Annotated in this window: 23 protein-coding genes; 12 read left to right on the top strand and 11 right to left on the bottom strand. The window is 64.3% G+C overall.

Annotation, left to right across the window (positions count from 1 at the left end; all coding sequences use genetic code 11):
• Positions 1 to 11: 11 nt before the first annotated feature.
• On the top strand, positions 12 to 2726 hold the full coding sequence (locus tag ACTJI5_RS09740) for a TonB-dependent receptor (RefSeq protein WP_440860157.1): 2715 nt from the start codon (positions 12 to 14) through the stop codon (positions 2724 to 2726).
• 44 nt (positions 2727 to 2770) lie between these two features.
• Positions 2771 to 3667, top strand: a complete 897-nt coding sequence (locus ACTJI5_RS09745; protein WP_440860158.1) for a family 43 glycosylhydrolase — start codon at positions 2771 to 2773, stop codon at positions 3665 to 3667.
• On the opposite strand, the gene ACTJI5_RS09750 is transcribed toward ACTJI5_RS09745, so the two are convergent.
• Complete coding sequence (locus ACTJI5_RS09750) at positions 3664 to 4383, bottom strand: FadR/GntR family transcriptional regulator (protein WP_058537320.1); 720 nt, start codon at positions 4381 to 4383, stop codon at positions 3664 to 3666. The genes ACTJI5_RS09745 and ACTJI5_RS09750 overlap by 4 nt on opposite strands.
• Positions 4384 to 4593: 210 nt before the next feature.
• Here ACTJI5_RS09750 and ACTJI5_RS09755 point away from each other — a divergent pair, with 210 nt between their 5' ends.
• From ACTJI5_RS09755 to ACTJI5_RS09765, 3 genes are read left to right on the top strand one after another with little or no spacing between them, the layout of a single operon-like run.
• Positions 4594 to 6177, top strand: a complete 1584-nt coding sequence (locus tag ACTJI5_RS09755) for a sodium/sugar symporter (protein WP_440860159.1) — start codon at positions 4594 to 4596, stop codon at positions 6175 to 6177.
• Positions 6178 to 6189: 12 nt separating this feature from the next.
• A complete protein-coding gene (locus tag ACTJI5_RS09760) occupies positions 6190 to 7062 on the top strand; it encodes a 2-dehydro-3-deoxygalactonokinase (RefSeq protein ID WP_440860160.1) in 873 nt (290 codons plus the stop codon).
• Positions 7059 to 7676, top strand: a complete 618-nt coding sequence (locus tag ACTJI5_RS09765; RefSeq protein ID WP_439511066.1) for a 2-dehydro-3-deoxy-6-phosphogalactonate aldolase — start codon at positions 7059 to 7061, stop codon at positions 7674 to 7676. Before ACTJI5_RS09760 ends, ACTJI5_RS09765 begins: the two co-directional genes overlap by 4 nt.
• 85 nt (positions 7677 to 7761) lie before the next feature.
• On the opposite strand, the gene ACTJI5_RS09770 is transcribed toward ACTJI5_RS09765, so the two are convergent.
• A complete protein-coding gene (locus ACTJI5_RS09770; protein WP_310255241.1) occupies positions 7762 to 8973 on the bottom strand; it encodes a GGDEF domain-containing protein in 1212 nt (403 codons plus the stop codon).
• Positions 8974 to 9151: 178 nt separating this feature from the next.
• On the opposite strand from ACTJI5_RS09770, the gene ACTJI5_RS09775 reads away from it, so the two are divergent.
• Positions 9152 to 9502 (top strand): hypothetical protein, encoded by a 351-nt coding sequence (locus tag ACTJI5_RS09775; protein WP_440860161.1) that lies wholly within the window; start codon positions 9152 to 9154, stop codon positions 9500 to 9502.
• Complete coding sequence (locus tag ACTJI5_RS09780) at positions 9456 to 10763, top strand: glycoside hydrolase family 130 protein (RefSeq protein WP_440860162.1); 1308 nt, start codon at positions 9456 to 9458, stop codon at positions 10761 to 10763. Before ACTJI5_RS09775 ends, ACTJI5_RS09780 begins: the two co-directional genes overlap by 47 nt.
• On the opposite strand, the gene ACTJI5_RS09785 is transcribed toward ACTJI5_RS09780, so the two are convergent.
• The 3 genes from ACTJI5_RS09785 to ACTJI5_RS09795 form a co-directional block, all read right to left on the bottom strand.
• Positions 10743 to 11024 (bottom strand): hypothetical protein, encoded by a 282-nt coding sequence (locus ACTJI5_RS09785; RefSeq protein ID WP_440860163.1) that lies wholly within the window; start codon positions 11022 to 11024, stop codon positions 10743 to 10745. The genes ACTJI5_RS09780 and ACTJI5_RS09785 overlap by 21 nt on opposite strands.
• A gap of 156 nt (positions 11025 to 11180) precedes the next feature.
• Positions 11181 to 12299 (bottom strand): glycosidase, encoded by a 1119-nt coding sequence (locus ACTJI5_RS09790; protein ID WP_440860164.1) that lies wholly within the window; start codon positions 12297 to 12299, stop codon positions 11181 to 11183.
• A gap of 19 nt (positions 12300 to 12318) precedes the next feature.
• On the bottom strand, positions 12319 to 12588 hold the full coding sequence (locus ACTJI5_RS09795) for a hypothetical protein (RefSeq protein ID WP_058537314.1): 270 nt from the start codon (positions 12586 to 12588) through the stop codon (positions 12319 to 12321).
• A 218-nt stretch (positions 12589 to 12806) separates the two neighbouring features.
• On the opposite strand from ACTJI5_RS09795, the gene ACTJI5_RS09800 reads away from it, so the two are divergent.
• From ACTJI5_RS09800 to ACTJI5_RS09810, 3 genes are all read left to right on the top strand, one after another.
• Positions 12807 to 13082 carry a hypothetical protein gene (locus ACTJI5_RS09800; RefSeq protein WP_310255246.1) on the top strand — a complete coding sequence of 92 codons (276 nt, stop codon included), beginning with the start codon at positions 12807 to 12809 and terminating at the stop codon, positions 13080 to 13082.
• A gap of 86 nt (positions 13083 to 13168) precedes the next feature.
• Entirely contained in the window at positions 13169 to 13774 is a 606-nt protein-coding gene (locus ACTJI5_RS09805; RefSeq protein WP_440860165.1) for a cytochrome b, read from the top strand.
• 269 nt (positions 13775 to 14043) lie between these two features.
• Entirely contained in the window at positions 14044 to 14415 is a 372-nt protein-coding gene (locus ACTJI5_RS09810) for a PRC-barrel domain-containing protein (protein ID WP_058537310.1), read from the top strand.
• 133 nt (positions 14416 to 14548) lie between these two features.
• Here the strand turns inward: ACTJI5_RS09810 and ACTJI5_RS09815 are convergent, their stop codons facing one another.
• On the bottom strand, positions 14549 to 14815 hold the full coding sequence (locus ACTJI5_RS09815) for a response regulator transcription factor (RefSeq protein WP_052187702.1): 267 nt from the start codon (positions 14813 to 14815) through the stop codon (positions 14549 to 14551).
• 358 nt (positions 14816 to 15173) lie between these two features.
• On the opposite strand from ACTJI5_RS09815, the gene ACTJI5_RS09820 reads away from it, so the two are divergent.
• Entirely contained in the window at positions 15174 to 15854 is a 681-nt protein-coding gene (locus ACTJI5_RS09820) for a helix-turn-helix domain-containing protein (protein WP_058537309.1), read from the top strand.
• Positions 15851 to 17287, top strand: a complete 1437-nt coding sequence (locus ACTJI5_RS09825; protein ID WP_440860166.1) for a hypothetical protein — start codon at positions 15851 to 15853, stop codon at positions 17285 to 17287. Before ACTJI5_RS09820 ends, ACTJI5_RS09825 begins: the two co-directional genes overlap by 4 nt.
• A 104-nt stretch (positions 17288 to 17391) precedes the next feature.
• On the opposite strand, the gene ACTJI5_RS09830 is transcribed toward ACTJI5_RS09825, so the two are convergent.
• From ACTJI5_RS09830 to ACTJI5_RS09850, 5 genes are all read right to left on the bottom strand, one after another.
• Entirely contained in the window at positions 17392 to 17958 is a 567-nt protein-coding gene (locus ACTJI5_RS09830; RefSeq protein WP_058537307.1) for a hypothetical protein, read from the bottom strand.
• Positions 17959 to 17966: 8 nt separating this feature from the next.
• On the bottom strand, positions 17967 to 18701 hold the full coding sequence (locus ACTJI5_RS09835; RefSeq protein ID WP_310255250.1) for a C39 family peptidase: 735 nt from the start codon (positions 18699 to 18701) through the stop codon (positions 17967 to 17969).
• A gap of 7 nt (positions 18702 to 18708) precedes the next feature.
• On the bottom strand, positions 18709 to 19116 hold the full coding sequence (locus ACTJI5_RS09840; RefSeq protein WP_440860167.1) for a hypothetical protein: 408 nt from the start codon (positions 19114 to 19116) through the stop codon (positions 18709 to 18711).
• Between the two features lie 82 nt (positions 19117 to 19198).
• A complete protein-coding gene (locus tag ACTJI5_RS09845) occupies positions 19199 to 19729 on the bottom strand; it encodes a hypothetical protein (protein WP_037516455.1) in 531 nt (176 codons plus the stop codon).
• 202 nt (positions 19730 to 19931) lie between these two features.
• Positions 19932 to 20768 carry an FAS1-like dehydratase domain-containing protein gene (locus ACTJI5_RS09850; RefSeq protein ID WP_440860168.1) on the bottom strand — a complete coding sequence of 279 codons (837 nt, stop codon included), beginning with the start codon at positions 20766 to 20768 and terminating at the stop codon, positions 19932 to 19934.
• Position 20769 lies beyond the last annotated feature (1 nt).

Raw genomic sequence — 20769 nt, forward strand, 5'->3', positions numbered from 1 at the left:
GGAGACGACCGATGAAGACCAGATTGTTCATGTTTACGAGTGCGTCGATGGCGGCCCTGCTCGCATCGGCGTCCGCCGCGGCGCAGACGGCGGACGAGCAGGTGGAAACCGGCAGCGTGGCCAGCGAAGGCACCCCGGCGACCGATCGCGAAATCGTCGTGACCGGCCAGCGCGCCAGCCTGCAGGCCGCACGCAACATCAAGCGCAATTCGGACCAGGTGGTCGAGGTCATCGTCGCCGACGACATCGGCAAATTCCCCGATTCGACGGTCGCCGCGGCGCTGCAGCGCGTGCCCGGCATCCAGACCGTCAACGGCTTCAACAACGAGGTTGTCAGCCCGCTCGTGCGCGGCATCGGCGATATTTTGACGACGCTCGACGGACGCGAGATTTTCACCGGTGTCGGCCGCGGCTTCGCCTTTCAGGACCTGCCCGCCGAGGCGCTGGCGGGTGCGGAAGTCTATAAATCCAACTCGGCCAATCTGCTCGAAGGCGGGGTTGCCGGGGTGATCAACCTCAAGCTGCAAAAGCCGTTCAACTTCAAGGAAGGCATCAGTGTCGCGCTCAACGGGCGCGGCACCTATGGCAAGGAAGTCGACAAGTTCAGCTATACGGTCGGCGGGCTGATCAGCGGCCGCTGGAACGTCGGCGACGGCGAATTCGGCGCGCTCCTCAACATTTCCTACTCGGATCAGAATTTCAACCGGCCGATTTCGTTCAACTGCGACCCGCGCTCGGGCTCCAACGGCCCTCCGGGTGCCGCGGGGATCGTGCTGCCGACGTGCGTCGGCGGGTTGACCGACACCGGCAGCTACAGCCGTCCGCAGGCGAACCTCGCGCTCCAGTGGAAACCGACCCCCGAACTCGAGCTGTACGTCGACGGCCTCTACAGCGGCTATCGCTCGCGCTTCGCCACCAATTTCATCTTCTCCGACATTTTTGCGGCGCAAAGCATCACCAATGCCGTGGCGGGCGACGAATGTTTCACGGCGCAGGTCGACGGCGGCGGCTTCCCGACCAGAAACGGCGGGACCACCCAGAATCTGTGCCTCGGCGAAAGCGCGACCTTCAACAATGTTCCCGGCCTCACCAGCACGCAGGCCAAGCGCGACAAGACCGACCAGTGGCTGATCGCGGGCGGCATGCGGTACGATAATGACCGCATTCATTTCGAAAGTGATCTTTCCTATTTCGACACCACGTTCAAGGCGCGCAACATCATCGTCGATATCGGCAAGACGATCCCCGCGGTGAATGTCATTATCAACGACAACGGGCATGGCACGACCGTGATGACGGGCGATCCGCTGAGCGATCCCAATGATTTCCGCTTTGCGAACAGCCTGTTCCAGGACATCAACACATCGAAAAGCTCGCTGAAGGCGTGGCGGACCGACTTCAGCTACGACGTCGAAAGCTTCATCGACCAGATCCAGCTCGGCTTCCGCTATGCGGACCGCAAGGCGTCGTTCGAAGGCTTCGCCGGCGGCCCCGCCGCGCCCGGAGGCAACCGCGTCACGCAGGTCAATTCGGTCGGGCTGCCTTCCGATTTCCTGATCCTGTCGCCGGCGTCGATCCCGTTCATCAACAACGGGGCGAACTGGTACACCCCCGATCCTGACTTCCTGCGCGAAAACACCGACCTTCTGCGCCAGCTCTATGGCGCCCCGACGGGTGATCCCGCGCCCGATCCATCGCGCAGCTACCGTGCGAACGAAAAGACGATGTCGGGCTATGTGCAGGTCAAATATGCCGCCGACCTTGGCGGCGACATGCTGGTCGACGGCCTTGTCGGCGTGCGCTGGGTAACGAACGACCGTGACCTGCAAGGGACGGGCCGGGTGAGTGGCGTGCTGACGCCCGTCCGGCGGTCGAGCACCGAAACCGACTTCCTGCCGAACGCCAGCGTCCGGCTGAAGCTGACGCCCGAGCTCCAGCTGCGTGCCAGCTACGCCAAGACGCTGTCGCGCCCGGCGTTCGGCGACCTTAATCCCGGCCTTTTCTATCAAGTGCCGAACAACGCGAATATCCGCCCCAATGGCAATGGCGGCAATCCGGATTTGCGGTCGCAGAAATCGGAAGCATGGGATGCGACGGCGGAATATTATTTCGGCCCGTCGAGCTATGTGTCGGCCGCGGTCTATTATCGCGAGATCAAGGATCGCGTGGCGATCGGCGTCGAGCCCGAGGTTATCGACGGCATCACCTATAATATCTCGCGTCCGCGCAACCTGGGCGGCGCGCAGCTGAAGGGCGTCGAGGTCAGCGGCCAGATGTTCTTCGATTTCCTGCCCGAAGGGCTCGACGGCCTCGGCATGTTTGGAAACTTCACCTTCGCCGACAGCAAGATCAAGACCCCGACCGATCCGCTCGTCGGCGAACCGCTTCTCGGCGTGTCGAAATACAGCTATAATATCGGCGGGCTGTACGAGAAATACGGCTTCACCGCGCGCGTCGTTTATACCTGGCGCGGCAAGTTTAACGAGGGTCTGTTCGGCGGCGGCCTGCTGGTGCCGGGTGACGGCGCGAAGTTCAATCGCGTCAAAGCGAACGGCCGGCTCGATTTCTCGGTCAGCTATGACATCAACGAGAATCTGGCGCTCAGCGTCGACGGCGTGAACGTCCTCAAGAGCAAATATTACAGCTATTTCCACACGCCCGCCTTCCCGCACGACATTCGCGTCGACGACAGCTTCTATGGAGCGAGCCTGCGCGCGCGCTTCTGATGATATCCTCCCGCCCTCGGTGGGCGTGGGCGGCCGCGGCAGCGATGATGTTGCCCGGTCCGGTCCCGCCCGCCGAATCTGCCGGGGGAGAATCGATTGTCGGGGCCGACCCGCATGCGGTGGCGATCGGCGACGAACTATGGGTCTATCCGACCGGCGGCGGAGACCGGCTGTCGGCCTGGACGACGCGCGATTTGCGGCACTGGCGGTTTCGCGGCGTCATCCTGCGTCGTGACGCGATCGGCTGGATCGACGATGACGGCGCTCCTCGCCACTATCTGTGGGCACCGGCGCTGATCGCGGCGAACGGTCGCTACTATCTTTTTTATTCGGTCGGTCCGCAAAATCCCACGCCCAGCCGGATCGGCGTCGCGGTCGCCGATCGGCCGCAGGGCCCGTTCGCGGACTCCGGCCGCCCGCTGCTCACTGGCGGTGAGGGTTTCGAGGCAATCGACCCGATGGCATTTCGCGATCCCGCGAGCGGCCGTTTTTACCTCTACGCCGGTGGCAGCGCCGGATCGCGCCTTCGCATCTATCGGCTGGCGGATGATCTGCTGTCGATCGCCAACGAGGTCGCGACCGAACAGCCGCCCCATTTTACCGAGGGCGCCTTCATGCACGAACGCGGCGGGGTCTATTATCTTTCCTACAGTCACGGCGCATGGAACAGCGCCGGTTATTCGGTTCATTATGCGACCGGCGCTTCGCCCGTCGGCCTCTGGCGCTATCGCGGGGTGCTGCTGCAGTCCGATGCGGACCATCAGGGTCCGGGACATCACAGCTTCGTGCGCGACCCCGCCAGCGGCGACTGGCTGATCGTCTATCACCGCTGGCCGACACGCGACAAAAGCACGCCGTTGCAGGGCGAACGCCGCATAGCGGTCGAGCGCGTCGGCTACGCGCCCGGCGGTGCGATCCTGCCGATCGCCATGACCGACTAGGTTTCGCTCGTTTCGATGAGGTCGAGGACGTCGCCGATGATCTTCTTCATCGCCTTGCGCGCGCGGTCGGGGTTGCGGCGCGCGATCGCCTCGCTGACCGCGGCATGATCGGGAACGCTCGCCGACCGGCCCTTGATGCGGTTCGTGAAGCGGATCGAGCTGCGCAGCGCGGTCGTCACCACGTCGCGAAACTGGACGAAGAAGGGGTTGCCCGACGCGCGCAGGATGGCGACGTGAAAGGCGATGTCGGCGTCGAGCGGATCGTCGAACCCGCGCTCGGCCGCTTCCATGCGCTTCAGGCCTGCGAAAATCGGTTCGAGATCGGCGTCGCTCGCATTGACGGCGGCGAGCGCGGCCGCCTCGGGCTCGATCGCGACGCGCAGCTGATTGAACTGGCGCAGCAGGTCGACCGAGAATTTGCGCTCGAGAAGCCAGCGCAGCACGTCGGTGTCGAACAGGTTCCACGTCGTCGCGGGCTGGACGATCGTCCCCTGGCGCGGGCGCGCGCTGAGCAGGCCCTTGGCGGTCAGCATCTTCACCGCCTCGCGCGTCACCTGCCGGCTGACGCCATGCTGCTTCGCCAGCTCGGCCTCGGTCGGAAAGGGCTGGTCTTCATAAGCGCCGATGACGATCGCGCGGCCCAGCGAATCGAGGAGGCCATAGGTCAGGTTGCGCCCCAATCGGGTTCGCAGTTCCGCCGGATCACCTGGTTGCACGCTCTTCCCTCTCTTGTCCGCTATGCCAAATCGGGCATTTTACAGCATCCTGCCGCGCGCGGCTCCCTCGCGCTTCGTATCGCTCGCAGCTAGGCTCTAGACAAGTGGCATAGATCATATAAATATAAAGCCTATAAATCGTATAAATAGACGATCGCGCGTTTTTCGGCGCGGCGTTTGCGGGACACCGCGGGAAAGGGGATGCCGAATATGACGCTGACGACTCTCGATGTGGCGGTGATCGTCGCTTATGCGATCGGGATTTTCGGGCTCGCGCAGTGGGTCAGCCGCGAAAAGGGCGGCAAGGCCAAGGACAGCGCCGACTATTTCCTCGCGTCGAAGAATCTGCCCTGGTGGGCGATCGGCGCGTCGCTGATCGCCGCCAATATTTCGGCCGAGCAGATCGTCGGCATGTCGGGATCGGGCTATGCGATCGGTCTGGCGATCGCCTCCTACGAATGGATGGCGGCGCTCACGCTGCTGATCGTCGGCAAATTTTTCCTGCCGATCTTCATCCGCAACGAGATCTTCACGATGCCGCAGTTCCTCGAACAGCGCTACGGCACCAACATCCGCACGCTGATGGCGATCTTCTGGCTCGCGCTCTATATCTTCGTAAACCTCACCTCGATCGTGTGGCTCGGTTCGATCGCGGTCAACAAGGTCGCGGGGGTCGATCAGGATGTCGCGCTGTTCGCGCTCGGCGGCTTTGCGCTGCTCTACCAGCTTTACGGCGGGTTGAAGGCGGTCGCGCTCACCGACATCGTCCAGGTCACGTTGCTCGTTCTGGGCGGTCTGCTCATCTCGGGCATCACGCTCAGCGAAATCGGCGGTGACGCGGGCATCATCGGGGGCTTCAGCCGCCTGGCCAGCGAACTGCCGGGGCATTTCGACATGATCCTGACTGCCGACAACCCCTTCTACAAGGATCTGCCCGGCATCTCGGTGCTGATCGGCGGCATGTGGATCGCGAACCTGTCCTATTGGGGGTTCAACCAATATATCATCCAGCGCGCGCTCGCCGCAAAAAATCTGGCCGAAGCTCAGAAGGGCATCGTGTTCGCCGCCTTTCTCAAGCTGCTGATGCCGGTGATCGTCGTGCTGCCGGGCATCGCCGCGGTGATGCTTGCGCCCGACCTCGCGAAACCCGACGAAGCCTATCCGACGATGATGCGGCTGCTGCCCGCGGGGATATTGGGCCTTGTCTTTGCCGCGTTGATGGCCGCGGTGGTGGCGTCGACCGCGTCGAAGATCAATTCGATCGCGACGATCTTCACGCTCGACCTCTATGCCAAATTCTCGCCCGCGCATGCCGGCGAACGGAGCGAGGCGGGCGAGAAGAAGCTGGTGCTCGTCGGGCGCATCGTCGCGGTGGTCGCGACTTTGCTCGCGCTGGTCACGGCGCGCCCCTTGCTCGGCGGTTCCGACCAGGCTTTCCAGTTCATCCAGGAATTTTCGGGCTTCTTCACGCCGGGTATCACGGTGATCTTCCTGCTCGGCCTGTTCTGGAAGCGCGCGAGCGAGGCGGGCGCGATTGCTGCGGCGGTCGCATCGGTCGGCTTCTCCTATCTGTTCAAGGTGCTCGCGCCCGCGATACCGTTCATGGATCGCATGGGGATTGTGTTCCTGATCGCACTCGTGCTGGCGGTCGGCCTGTCGCTGCTGATGCCCGCGACCGCCGACAAGGATCGCATTACCGCCGAAGGCGTCAGCTTTCGGACCACGACCGGTTTCAACGTGGCAAGCGGCGCGGTGATCGCGATACTGATCGCGCTCTATGCGACCTGGTGGTAGGTCGGACGGCGCATGGACGGACATTTTCTCGCCGTAGACTGGGGCACCACCAACCGCCGCGTGTACAGCATCGACGCGGGCGGTGCGGTGATCGAAACCGAACGTGACGACCGCGGCGTGCTGGCGATTGCGCCGGGCAGTTTCGATGCCGAGGCGGCGGGCATTCGTGGGCGCTTTGGCGATGCCCCGATGCTGTGCGCCGGCATGGTCGGGTCGAAGCGCGGCTGGCACGAAATTCCCTATGTGCCGGCGCCCGCCGATTTTGCCGCCATCGCGCGCGGCACGCAGTGGATCGAGGCGCGGCGCACCGCGATCGTCCCCGGCGTGTGCCGCCTCGACGACAGCCGCGCCGACGTGATGCGCGGCGAGGAAGTGCAGTTTCTCGGCGCGCTCGAGGCGGGGCTGGTGCCCGATGGGGCGATGCTCTGTCAGCCCGGCACTCATTGCAAATGGGCGCGGGTCGCGGACGGCCGGCTTGTCGATTTCACCACGACGATGACCGGTGAATTATTCGCGCTACTCAAGCAGCACAGCCTGCTCGCCGATCTGCTCGACGGCGATGTTGGACCGAACGAAGGGTTTCTGGCGGGCGTCCGCCAGGCGCAGGGGCAGGATCTGCTGTCGCTGCTCTTCTCCGTCCGCGCGGCCCGCCTGCTTGGTTCGCTGCCGCTCGAACAAAGCGCGTCCTTCACCAGCGGGTTGCTTATTGGCAGCGACGTCCGCGCGCGCCTCACCGATCCGTCGGAGCCGGTGCATGTGCTTGCCGACGCCCATCTCGGCGGGCTTTACCGCTGCGCGATCGAGGAACTCGGCGGCTCGGCGATCCTTGTCGACAGCCATGCCGCCTTTGTCGCCGGCATCACCCGAATCTGGAAGGAGCTATGATGGATTTCGCCGCGGCGCTGGCGCAATGCCCGCTTATCGCCATTCTCCGGGGCATCCGGCCGGAAGAGGCGGCGGCGGCGGGCGAGGTGCTCGTCGATGCGGGGTTTACCCTCATCGAAGTCCCGCTGAATTCGCCCGACCCGCTGCGCAGCATCGCTATTCTGGCCGGTGCGGTGGGCGACCGGGCGGTTGTTGGTGCGGGGACTGTCTTGTCGTGCAGCCAGGTGGCCGATGTCGCCGCGGCGGGCGGGCGGCTCGTCGTGTCACCCAACACCGACCCCGCCGTCATCGCCGCGACAGTGGAAGCGGGCCTCGCGTCGGTCCCGGGCTTCCTGACCCCGTCGGAGGCGTTCGCGGCGCACGCAGCCGGGGCGACGGCGCTGAAATATTTCCCCGCCGAAGCCTCGTCTCCGCCTATCTTGAAAGCGTTGAAAACGGTCTTGCCTTCCGGTGTCCCCGTGATCGTCACGGGGGGCATCACCCCCGATAAACTGGCGCTGTGGAGAGCGTCGGGCGCGTCCGGGTTCGGGCTGGGCGGCGCGCTCTATCGCCCCGGCATCGCGCTCGGCGAGCTGAAACGGCATGCCGGCGATTTCGTCCTGGCGAGCCGGTAAGCGCAGACTTCGACGACGCCCTGTCAATGGGCCGCGCCGAAACATCGATACCAATGATCGCGGCAAGCCCATTTCACTCTCCGCGTCACGCCGCGATATTGGCGATCGCGGCGTCTTCCTCGACGCAGAAGAGGGCTCGCGCTTTCCCTCCGGCCTTCGCGCGATAGAGCGCGGCATCGGCGCACGAGAGGAGCCGTTCCAGTTCGACGCCGAGTTTCGGGGCGGTGGCGATCCCGACGCTGACCGATACCGACATCGATATATCGTCCACGAGATAGGGTTTGCTGATCTCGCGGATGATCCGGCGGGCCAGGAGTTCGGCTTCGCTTTCGTCGCTCAGGTCGACCTGCAGCACGACGAATTCGTCGCCGCCGAGCCGGGCGACGACATCGTCGCTGCGCACCATCCCTTCGAGCCGGCGCGCGACCTGTTCGAGCAGCGCATCGCCCGCCGGGTGGCCGTAGCGATCGTTGATCGCCTTGAAGCCGTCGAGATCGAGAAAATGCAGCGCGACTAGATTCTTCGCGCGCATCGCCGTCGCGGCGCGATCCTGGAAAAGTTCGCGCAGCAGCAGGCGGTTCGACAGGCCGGTGAGGGCATCGGTCCGGGCGAGCTTCGCCATGTCGTGCCGCGCCGTGTGGTGCTCGACCGCCGAGCGATAGAGGTGGGCAACGGTCTGGAGGCTGAGCCCGGTTATCATGGCGACGATGAAGGCCTCGATCAGAAACAGCTCGGCATGGAGGGGCATCGCATGCGGCTGCATCGGGTGCCAGGCCAGCGCGGCGACGGTCGGCACGGTCGCGATCAGCAGGCTGGTTACGCAGATTTTCGGCCGGATCGAGGTCCGCGAAACGATGCCCGCGCCAAAGCCGAAGACGAGGCTGACGGTGATGAGGTGGAGCAAGGGATAATGGGCGGCGATGGCTACCAGATTGAGGAGCGCAAGCAGCACGGCCGATGCATAATTGCCGATCGCATAGCGGCGCTCCCAGCGCCTCAGTTCGTCGAAATCGCGGACCGGACGAGCCCGGGAATAAGCGCGAAGCGTGGCGAGCCGCAGAAACGTCGTCAGCATCCCCAGCGCTCCGAGGGCGAGAAGAAAGTTGCTGCCTAGCTCGCGGCCGACAAGGATGCACACACCGACGAACACCGCGCCGAGGCCGAATATGGGAAGCCGCATGCTGAACAGCATGTCGACGAAGTCGCGATAGACCGATAGCGGAAGAGTCGCCGGGCTTGGGAAAATCCGCAAGCGCCACGGCGACTCGATCGGTGTGGGGGTGTCCGATCGTTTCATGTCGAGATCATGTCCCAATATCGTTAACGTCTCGTAATTCGAGACTTCCTCATAGGTTGCGTTTGGCTGCCGAACGGCGGGGCTTGCGGCGCTCGACTGGCTTTGCGACCGCCAGACGGGCGCGGGCGGATGGTTCCGCCCGGCGGGGTCCGAGGGTTTCGGTCTCGCCGGCGAAACCTTGCCCTTCGACCAGCAGCCGCTCGAGGCGTGGGCGACGATTGCCGCTTGCGGCGAAGCTTTCGTCTCGACCGGGCTGCCGCGCTGGAGCGCGCGCGCCGATATGGCCTGGCGCTGGTTCCACGGTGACAACGACCGGCTCGCGCTCGCGAACGCCGCGACCGGGCGCTGCTGCGACGGACTGACCCCGCGGGGCGTCAATACGAATGTCGGCGCCGAGTCGGTGCTGGCATTTCACCTTGCCTATCACGCGATGGACGACCTATTCTGGCAGGCAGGGATCAAAGAAAAGGCGGGCCTTATCGATGCTGATCTGCAGACCCGACCAGTCGCCGCTGCACATACTCAATGAAAAGCTCAGCGCCGATCCCGCGCGGGTCGTCTTGCGACCCTTCCACCTTGCTTGGGCGTCGAATGTTTCCGAACCGCCGCGCGCCGCGCAACTCGTCGCCGACGTCGTCGCGCTCGACGAGGACCAGGCGGAGCTCGAGCTTGGGCTGATCTGGAAGGATTTTTCCGAGCGGCACTGGCAGATCGGCCGCATTTTCGACGAACGCTTCGCCGAGATCGCCGAGGATCTGGCGCTTGACGTCAGCAGCGTCTCGCCGGTCAAGCGGCGCCTGATTGGTGCCTATTTCTGTCACGAATATAGTTATGCCGCGGCGGCGCTGATGAACCCGAGCGTCGTGCCGCATCCCGACCAGACGGGGCTCGCCGCGCACCAGCAGCGCTTTCTGATGTCGATGCGCGCGGTGGGCGAGGGGCATATCAGCTCGGTGGCCTTTCGAGAGGGCATCATCGGCCCCGGCGGCGATTTCCATCTCTGGCCGCAATCGGGGCCGGCGATGGCGGCGGTTGCCGACGACCGCCATCATATCGGTCCCGACGATGCCGTGACCGTGCACCGCCAGCCCGACAGCGCGATCTCGAACAGCGTCCTCTTTCCCGTGACCGAGGCGCAGCGTAACGGGCTCGAGGATCTCCGCCTCGTGCGCTTCGTTCACGACGATGGCAGCACCGAATATATCGGAACCTACACCGCCTATTCGGGGCAGGCGATCCGCTCCGAACTGCTGCGCACCCGCGACTTCACAAGCTTCAGCCTCGCCCCGCTCACCGGACGGGCCGCGCGGCACAAGGGCATGGCGCTGTTCCCGCGCAAGATCGACGGACGCTATCTGATGATCGGGCGGCAGGACGGCAAGAATATCACCCTGCTCGCGTCCGATACGCTAACGCGCTGGGACGAGGAAGGGTCGATCCTGATGCGCCCAGAATTTCCCTGGGAATTCATCCAGATGGGAAATTGCGGCAGCCCGATCGAGTGCGATGCGGGTTGGCTCCTCCTCACCCATGGCGTCGGGGCGATGCGCAAATACAGCCTGGGGGCGGCGCTCCTCGATCGCGACGACCCATCGCGCATCCTCGGGCGCACGTCCTGCCCGATCCTCGCCGCCGCCGAGAGCGATCGCGAAGGCTATGTGCCCAATGTCGTCTATACCTGCGGCGCGATGCGCGTCGGCGACGAGCTTTTCATTCCGTTCGGCATATCGGACAGCGCGATCGGCTTCGCGACTGCCTCGATCGACGACCTACTTCGCCACCTCGCCTGAGGGGCGGGCGTTCCCGGATCCGTAAGTTGCCGGCGGGTCGCTCGCCGGAAAGGACTCATCGATTGCCTGATCGATCGCCTCCCATGGCCGGCGGATCCCGTCGCGCATCGCGTCGGGGCCGGCCGATCGTGTCTGATCGAAATTTTCAGCATCGGTCTCGCGGTCGCGAAAAGCGGCCGAATGGCGGTCGGCCTTCGCCGGCCCGGCCCGCCTGCGTATCGCGCGTGCTGCGAACCACATGAGCGCGATGCCGCCGAGCATTCCGGCGAAGCCCCGGAGCCGGGGTGCGCCCGGGTGCGATGCCGCTACCTTTGCCATATGTTTTTCCTCTCGAAGAAGGCAACGGCGCGACGCGGCGATAGTTGCAGGCCGGTGATGGTGTCCGGACTTTTTCGATGCCAGCCCGACCCTCGCACCTCAGGCGGCGAAAATCGCCTTCGGAATATGGGTAATGCGGCAGGCGAGGTCGGCTTCACCCGAGGCGACGACATAATGGTCGCCTCCGTCGGCGATCCCCGTCGTGAACACGACGTCGCGGACGTAGAGCCGGTCTTCCAGCGGGCGCGTGAGCTCGGCATTGGCTTCGATCAACGGCCGGTCGCCGGTTCGCAGGATTTTGGACGGATCGCGCCGGTCGAGCAGCGACCAATAGGTGCGGTAGATACCGACGATTTCCTTGGGTTCGACCCCGTGCCAGAGCGTCAGCCAGCCATCATCGGTGAGGATCGGCGGGGTGCCGCCGCCGATCCGCGCGGTTGCGAGCGTATCGGCATGCGGACGGATGCCCGGCGCGAGATGCGGTTTCCAGTGAAGGGCGTCGGGCGAGGTCGCCAGGTTGATCGACGGCCCCGCGCGCCACTCCGAGCCCGGCGGATAGGCGAAATAGAGGTCACCCAGCGGGCGCGTCTGTGCCCAGTAGCGCCCGTCGATGCGGCCTTCGAAAATGAGCATGTCCTTGTTCTGGTGATCGAGGACGATGTCCTCGAAGCGCCAGTCGATCCCGTTCGTTGAGCTGTAGAGTGTTGTCGAATGCCGTTCGGGGCTTACCGAGCAGGTCGTCATCAGCCAGCGGCCATCCACCCGCGAAATGCGGGCATCCTCGACGCCATAGCATTGGTAGCTGCCCTGCGGCGCCACCGCCTTGTCATAGTGGATCGCGACGCGCTCGAGCCCGTCGGGCGAAAGTTCGACGGGGAGGAGCCAGGAGAGCGAGGTCAGCGCCATCACCCGCCACGCGCCGCCGTGCACCATGAATTTGCGCGGATCGGCGGTATCGCAAAGATCGAGCGGCCAGGCGTCGAGCCGATAGCCGCCCTCGGTCCAGCGGATGGCGCGCACATGGCCATCGGCGGTCGGATTGCGCAATGCTTCGGCGACGCGCACCATCATCAGCAGATTGCCGTTTTCGAGCCGGGTAAGGCCGGGGTTGAAGGCGCCGAGCGCATAGGTTTCGGCATCGAACGCGCCGGCGAGCGGCGAGCGTCCGAGATCGACGTCGTCGGGGCCGAAGATGAGGTGATCTGTCGCAAAGTCCATATGGCGGCGCTCCGGTCTGCTACACCGCGCGCTCCGGGGTCTGTGGCGCGCTGGCGCGGGTGACAATCTCGCTATGCTGCTGATGCCGGATGACCCAATAGTTGCCGGCGCCCAGGTTTTCGCGCCCGAGCAGGCAGATCGGCCGACCGTCCGCGCTGAGTTCCGCCCAGCGTCCCTCTGCCTCGCCTTGCGCGATCAACAACGCCTGCGCCGGCGTATCGGCCTCGAATTCGACCCGTTTTTCGATGCCGATCCCGTCGTCCTCGTAACGAAGCGCATAGGTAATCACGTCGACTCCTTTCGCGTCCCATCGTTCACGCAATGAGCAACGAACGGCGCGCCGCGAGGTTTCCGTGACGGCAGGTGGGGCCGGCAATTTTTATCAAGAATTGTGTCCGTCGGCGGTTGCAGGCGGCGGAACAAAGCAGTTTCGATTACGAACGGCGCCGACCTGCAACCCGGCGGCAATGCGGACGTTGAGCTCATGTCACGAAAAGGAGATCCACCATGTCGCACGGCAACCTCGACCATGCAGCGACCGCTCCCGTCGAGCGTGTCGCGCGCGCGCTCGCCGGTCATGCACTGAGCAAAAATGCTGAAGGCGAACTAACGTCGGCGGGTCCGGCGGTCGATGCATTATGGCCCGACTATACCGATGCCGCGCTCGCCGCGCTCCGTACACTGCGCGAGCCGAGCGGGCGGATGCTCGCGGTCGGCGACGCCGATGTCTGGGACCGGATGATCCGTGCGGCGATCGAGGATGAAACGATCTCGGAATTTTGATCGAATAGCGCCGCGGGCGCCAGTCTGTCCGGAAGATGGACTCCCCGCTCGATGGATCGTTTGTATTTACGATGCGTTGAACCGAAATGGCGAGCGTCCCCGAAGCCACGCCGCAGGAACGGCTGTTGCGCTATAATAATGGCGCGGTTCTCCTGCATTGGCTGATGGCGCTGATCATTGTGGCGCAGGTGGTCGTCGGCTTCACCTTTTCCGGCATGGACCGCGGTCCGGCGCGCGGCGACCTCTTCACCATGCACAAGACGCTCGGGGCAACAATCCTCTTGCTTGCGTTTGTCCGCCTTGCCTGGCGCCTGGCGCATCCGCCGCCGCCCTTTCCGGTCGAACTGCCGCGCTGGGAACGTCTGGCGAGCGTCTGGACGCATCGGGCATTTTACGTGCTTCTAATCGCCCTGCCGCTTACCGGCCTGATGGCCGTGTCGGGCGGTGCGAGCGCGGAGGGCAAATCGGTGACGCCGATGCTTGGCGGCATACCGCTCCCGCTGATCCCCGGAATTTCCGAAGAAGCCGGCGAACGGCTTGGCGGCGTTCACGAACTCTTGGTGTTCGTCACGCTCGCACTCCTCGTCCTGCATGTCGCGGCCGCGTTCAAGCACCAGATCGCGCGCCATCGAGCGACGGGCCGGATGCCGCCCTTTCAAGCAGCGGGCGAACACCCCGTCGCTTCGCCCTGACAATTTTCTGTCGCGTCAGCGCGCGGGCGCGGCTTGCCCGACCGGTACGGTCATCGCCGCCGGGGTCGCGGCGCATACAGACACGCCCCACGATATGGGCGCGCTCGAATCGTCGTTCGGGCACGGCGGCATCGAAACGGGCGAGCCGGCGCGAATTGCGATGAACGGTGGAACATGCGGTATCGCGCTCCGTTGATCGGGAAGTGGGAGGGCGCGGCCGATCCCGATCGGCCGTGTGCGCAGCCTCAATGGATCAAGGAGAGATTGTCATGGCCGACACCCTCGAAACAAACGAAACGCATCGTCTCATCGCTTCGGACAAGGTCGAAGGGACGAAAGTCTATAACCCGGAAGGCGAGAAGCTGGGAACGGTGGCAAATGTCATGATCGACAAAAGATCGGGCAAAAGCGAATATGCGGTGCTGGAGTTCGGCGGCCTGTTCGGCCTCGGCAGCGACCATTATCCGCTGCCATGGGACATGCTGACCTATGATATCGACCAGGGCGGCTATGTGGTCGACGTCGCCAAGGAACAGCTCGTCGATGCGCCGCGCTATGGCACCGACAATGTGCCCGAATATACCGACGACTACGGCCGCGGCGTCTATGGCTATTATGGCGTGACCTATCCGTTTATTTGACAGCTGATAGGAATGAGGGCCGGGACCGGGCGAGGCGCTTGTTCCCGGCCTTCATCAGCATTCACCGGTCTGATCGATGGTCAGCATCTGCTTTCGCTATCGGTGCCCAGAAGCGTTCACGCCGGATGCACCATCATTTGAGTTCGAAGAGCGTCGGTTCGTCGGGCGACGGTGTTTCGATGACCAGCAGGCCCAGGTGCATGGCCTGGGTTATCAGATGCGCGCGGTTGCGCGCATTGAGTTTCAGCCGCACATTTTCGATGTGCCGTTCGACGGTTCGTGGAGCGATGTTGATCTCGATCGCGATCTGCTTGGCCGAGCAGCCGACGGCGACCAGTTCGAGTATCTGATGCTCGCGAAAGGTCAAATGCGGTTCGACGTTCAAAGCGTTTTGATGCACGGCGCAATCCCCTGACACCCAAGGCGTAGACACAGTGCGACCGACGAGCATCTTTTGCGCGGCAATTGCCGCAACCCACCTGCTCTGCCTTCGATGATATATGTTTGTGCGCTGTTTATCAATTAACCGAAGCTAATTAAGCATATAACGGCACGGCGCATGCCAATATAGCTATGATACTGAAATTCAGCACTAATATATCCTGAAATGCTAAGGAAATTTACGTAAGTGATTTTCCTAGGCTGTTCATACACACGAATTCCTTGGTTTTTATGCGGATGGATTCAGCACCCGCAAAGGCAGATGAGACTCGCAAACGGGGTCGCCGCAAATACCAATTCCAGATTGGAGACGTGGCGTGCAAGGTCTGTCGGCAGAATTTCAACGCGGGGCGATTCCGCAGGACACCATCCTAAAATTCCGGAAAGGCGAGATTATTTTCTCGCAGGGGGATCCCGGCGATTGCTGGTTCGAAGTCATCTCGGGCACCGTCAGGACCTGTCATTTCCATGTCGACGGGCACCGTCAGCTGACGGGGTTTTTCTATCAGGGCGATGTGTTCGGCGTCGGATATGGCGCGCGCGACGCGGCGGCCGAAGCGGTCACCAACACGATCCTGACCCGCCGCCCGGCGCTCAATGGCGATCCCGATTCGCTCGGGCAGAACCGGGCGCTCGAACGCGCGCTGGACAGCGCGAACCAATGTATATTCCTGCTCGGCCGCCGCAACGCCAATGAACGCGTCGCGGCGTTCCTGTTGATCGCGGCGAAGCGGCTGTCGGCGCTCGGCAGCATTCCCTTGCCGATGACGCGCGGCGATATTGCCGACCATCTGGGTCTGACGATCCATACGGTCAGCCGGACGATCTCGGGCTTTGTTCGCCAGGGCCTGATCGAGCTGGAGGGGCCACAATTGTGCCGGCTGGTCGACCTCGACGGGCTGCGCGCCATAGCCGGCGAAGAAATGGGCGTCGCGATCGACAATATGCGCGCGATGCAGCCGCGGCGAACCTTCACCGGGCAGGGGGCAGGCGCATGACCAATCTGTCAGCGCCGCCCGTGCTGCGCCATATGGGTGTGGCAGCTGTTGGCCTGTCGGCCGTTTTTGCGCCCTCGCAAGCGAAGGCGTATGAAGCGCCGCCGCTCGAATGCCTGTGCGATGCGCTTCCCTTTCTCGATACCGCGCCGACGTGGAACGCGGCGGCTGCGGCCCCGGACGGCGCCCCCGAAAACCCGCCCGCCGCGAGCGTCGAGAGCGAGATCGACGCGCAGCGCCGGATCATCGCCGAGCAGCGCGCGCTGATCGACCAGCAGAATGTGATGCTCGCCGAGCAGCGGCAGCATATCGTGAAAATGCAGGGACAGCTTATCACCCAGCAGGCGCAGATCGACCGGCTCTCGTCCTTCGCGCTCGCCGAGGCGCAGCTCGACATGTTCCGCGGGACCGGCATGGGGCAAGGCATTGCCGGCCCCGCGCTTCCGGGCCCCGGCAGCGACGCGGTCGCGCTGCCCGATGCGCCGGTCGGCGAGGCGCCGCCGCCGAGCGAGTCGACCGCCGAACGCGTCGCCGCAGTTCCCGAAGGACAGGGCGTGCTGACGCGCGCCGGCAACCTCATTTTCGAACCCTCGTTCGAATATACGCGTTCGTCCACCAACCGTCTCGTCTTTCGCGGGATCGAGCTGATCCCGGGGATCCAGATCGGGCTGATCGAGGCGACCGACGCCGACCGCGACACGCTCGTCGGCACGGCCTCGCTGCGCTACGGCATCAGCGACCGGCTCGAGGCTGAGGTGCGCATTCCCTATCTCTATCGCAACGACCGGATCGAGGTCGTCCAGCAGCGCGACGAAGGCATCGTCCGGTCGATCGCGCTGCGCGAGGACGGGGTCGGCGACGCCGAATTCTCGCTGCGCTATCAATTCAATCGCCCGGTCGGGCAAAAGCCGATCTTCGTCGGGACGCTGCGTGTGAAGTCGGACACGGGCAAGGGGCCGTTCGAGGTCGGCTACGACGAATTCGGTGTCGCGACGGGACTCGCCACCGGGTCGGGTTTCTGGGCGGTGCAGCCGGGGCTCAATTTCTTGATGCCGTCGGATCCCGCGGTGATCTACGGGGGCGCGGCCTATCTCTATCATATCCCGCGCGACGTGAACAAACTGGTCGGCGAGGTGCTGATCGGGCGCGTCGATCCGGGCGATGCGGTTTCGGCCAATATCGGCTTCGGTTTCGCGCTCAACCCGCGCTTCTCCTTCTCGCTGGGTTACCGGCACAATTATATCTTCCCGACCAAGACCGAGATCGGCGATACGCATCAGAAATCCAACTATATCCACGTCGGTTCGCTCAATTTCGGCATGTCGTACCGCCTGACCGAGCGCGACGTTCTGAACATGGGTTTCGAGATCGGCGTGACCGAGGATGCGCCCGACGTGTCGATCACGCTGCGCATGCCGTTCGGCGGGAAACTATGATCCGGGCGGTCGAGCCCAACCCGATAAGAACCACATAAAGAAGCCCCGCCAAAAGAGGCGGGGCGAGGTGAACCGTCCCTGTCGAAACAGGGGCGGGGGGTCGTTCAGTTGCCGAGCGCGCCGACCGTCTGCGCGCCCATCACAGCGCCGATCGCATCGCTCATCCGCGTCGACGCCAGCGCGTCGCGGAACCCTTCATAGCCGCTGATGTCGAGTACGGCGTCGACCTGCTGGTTCAGCGAGACGTTGCTGGCGGTGTTGATCAGGACATTCTGGATCGCGTCGGTGCGCTGGATCAGCGCGGTCTGGCCATTGTTCGCGAGGAATACCGGTTCATCGCCCACGCGCATGGTGATGCCGCCGCTGGTCAAGATGCCGCCCTGGATCTGCGCCGCGTCGACCGCGGTCAGCGCCGGCGACACGAAGCGTTCGATCGAGGATCCCTGGGGGGTCCAGCTGACGATCGTGCGGAGCGCAAGTTCGTCGTTCACGAAGCTGCGAATATCCGCACCGAAGGCGATCACCATGCCCTGAAAGGCAAAACCGCCGCGCTGCGTCGCAAGCACCTCGTCCGATACCGTCTCGGCGTCCACAAGCGGATCGTCGGCCGCGGGCTCGCTCGCCGCGAGGAGCACGGGCGCGAAGGCGAGCAGGAGGATGCGGGGGGACATGGTCGGCCTCATTTCACGGTGCCGACGCGCACGTCGAGCAGGATCTGCGGCGTCAGCTGATATTGCGGGGGAAGGTTGGTCGTCAGATCGCTGATCGAAACGCGAAGCGCGCCCTCATCTTCGAGCGGCGCCTGCGACCAGGGGCCCCAGTCGCCGGCAAGGTTGAAGGACGGGCGCTTCTTGCCGCCCTCGACGATCGCCAGCGCGATGCCGTTCCAATGCTTCTCGAAATCGCTGAGCGAATATTCGTTGAGGCCGAGGACCGAATCGCCGGTGAGCACGCGGTCGCCGCGGACGCCTTTGACGACCACGAAATGCTTGAAGCCCTTGAGGTCCATCAGGACGATCGTCGGGCGCTTCACCTGCTTCAATTGCTCGGCGGTGATCCGGAAGCCCTCGGCGCGAAAGCCGCGCGAGGCGAGATAGTTTTTCATGTCGAGCATCGAGAAGCCGACCTTGCGGATCGCCTCGCGGTCGCCCGTTTTCCACATCGCGCGGAAAGGCATCGCCTCCGATGTCGGCGCGCCATAATGATAGGTGAGCAAGGTCGCGATCGCGGCGGAACCGCAGCTGAAATCATAGCGCTGGCGAACGACCGAGCGGAAAGGAATATCCCACCAGGTCATCACCTGAAGCTGGTAATTGCCGCCCGTTTCGGGTCCGGTCAGCCGGACCTCGGCGGCGGCGGGCGCCGCAGCAAGGGCGCAGAGCATGCCCGCGATCAAGGCGCGCATGGGCCGCATGGCGAATTCAATCGCCGAGGTTGATGGTCAGGTTCATGCCGCTCTGGGCACTGACCTGCGCACCGGTGTTGATCAGCAGATTGCCGACACCGTTGAAATTGGAAAGCGCGAAATCGCTCAGCGTGACGGCACCCGCGGTATAGTCGCCCTTGAGGACGTTGCCGCTGACGATCGAGTCCATCGTCTGATTGGTGATGACGAGCGACTGGCCGCCGCGCAGCGTGTCGAGCTCTTTGTCTTTCAGCATCGGCGATTTGCGTTCGGACCGCACCGCGATCGCCGGGGCTGCATAGGCTTCGGCCGGGACGGCCTCGACCACGTGCGGGGTCGCAGCTTCGGGCGGGGGCAGCTGCGCCGATACGGGCACGGACAGGCCTGCCAGGACCAGCAGGGCCGGGACGATCGGGGGTTTCATGACGCGGGCGCTCCTTGAAAGCGAAAATTCGGGAAATGGCCGGCCCGCCAGTGGTGCCGGGCCGGCCATCCGGGGGGGACTCTTAGTCGCCGCCAGCGCCGCCGCCGGCACCACCGTTGCCGCCGCTGTCGCCGAAGCTGACAGTGCCGCTCGCCGCGATGTTGGTCGCTGCTTGGGTGTTGGCGTTGATGCCCGTGTTCCAGGCGGCGTTCAGAATGCCGGCATAGGCCGCGAAGGCGCTGCCGGTCACCGAGTTGTTGCCGCTCTGATAGCCGACATTCGTGTCGCTGTCGTCTTCACCATCCATGTCGACGACTTCGTCGAGATTCTGGTTGGTGTTGGTCGCGCTCAATGACTGGGTCGCAACAACGAAGCTGTTGCCGTTGAACGAACCATTGCCGTCATTGTCCTGATCGTCATCCGAGAAGGTGTCGGCGGCATTGTCCTGGACGAACAGGTCGATCAGGTCGTTGACGACGACGGTGTCGCTGTTGTTGCCAGAGGCACCGGTCGTGGTGTTGTCATTGTCCTGGTCTTGACCCTGCGCGATCGCAGGTGCGGCCGAGACGGCAAGCGCCAGCGTCGACACCGCCAGCATGACTTTCTTGATCATGGCTACTCTCCTTACAAAAAGGGGATGGCGCGCGATGCCGATCGGCATGGCTGATGCGGATCCTCCCCGACTCCGTCCGCATCGGTGCGAACAAGGCGATCATGGTCCGCCGCGGCATGACCCGCTTTGCGAATTGGCAATGTCGGGGGCGGAGAAATACCCAGATGATCTCGGTGGGTGGATTTGCTTGGGCCGGGTCCCGCTATGCGACGTCGGCACGCATCGTCGTGCGTCCCGCCGCGTCGCGTGCCCACAATCGCGTCGCATCGCCATCGCGGGCGAGGCAGAGGTCGAAGGGCGCGCCGTCGATCAGCGGTGCCTCGGCGCGGAAGCTGAAACGGCGGGGGTTCGCATCGGGCGCGGTGCGCAGGAAGTGATCCATCAGCAAGGTTGCGATCAGCGGGCCGTGGACGACGAGCCCCGCATAGCCCTCGACACGCTGCGCATAGTCGCGGTCGTAGTGGATGCGGTGGGCGTTGAAGGTGAGCGCCGAATAGCGGAACAGGAGTACCGGATCGGGCGATAGGCTGCGCACCGCGTCGGCGGGCTCGGGTTCGATTGCTGCGGCCGGCGTGGGCGCGGGCGCTGTTGTCGCGGGTTCGCGAAAGACGATGTCCTGCTCCTCGCGGATCGCGGCGACGCCATCCGCTGCGATGTCGTGGCGCAGCGTCACGAAGAGCAGGTCGCCGCTCGCGCCGCGCTTGGGCTTGATCGCGTCGATCGTGGTGACACGGGTCAGCGCCGCACCGACCGCGATCGGTGCGAGGAACTCGATGCGGCTGCCCGCCCACATGCGGCGCGGGAGCGGGACGGGCGGGAGCAGGCCCGCGCCGTCGCGGCGCGGGTGACCGTCGTCGCCGATCGCCGACTGGCGCGCGGTGGGCAGGAAATAGAGCCAATGGGCCAGCGGCGGCACGGTGCCGGGCGCCCAAGGTGAAATGTCATGGTCGAGCAATGCGGCAAGGCCGGCGAGCGGTGCCGCAGCCGCGACATCCTCGCGCGTTTCGCTGCGGCCGACCCAGGCGGAATAATCGTCCACC

The sequence above is a fragment of the Sphingopyxis sp. 22461 genome (assembly GCF_052044915.1).
Classification (GTDB): Bacteria; Pseudomonadota; Alphaproteobacteria; order Sphingomonadales; family Sphingomonadaceae; genus Sphingopyxis.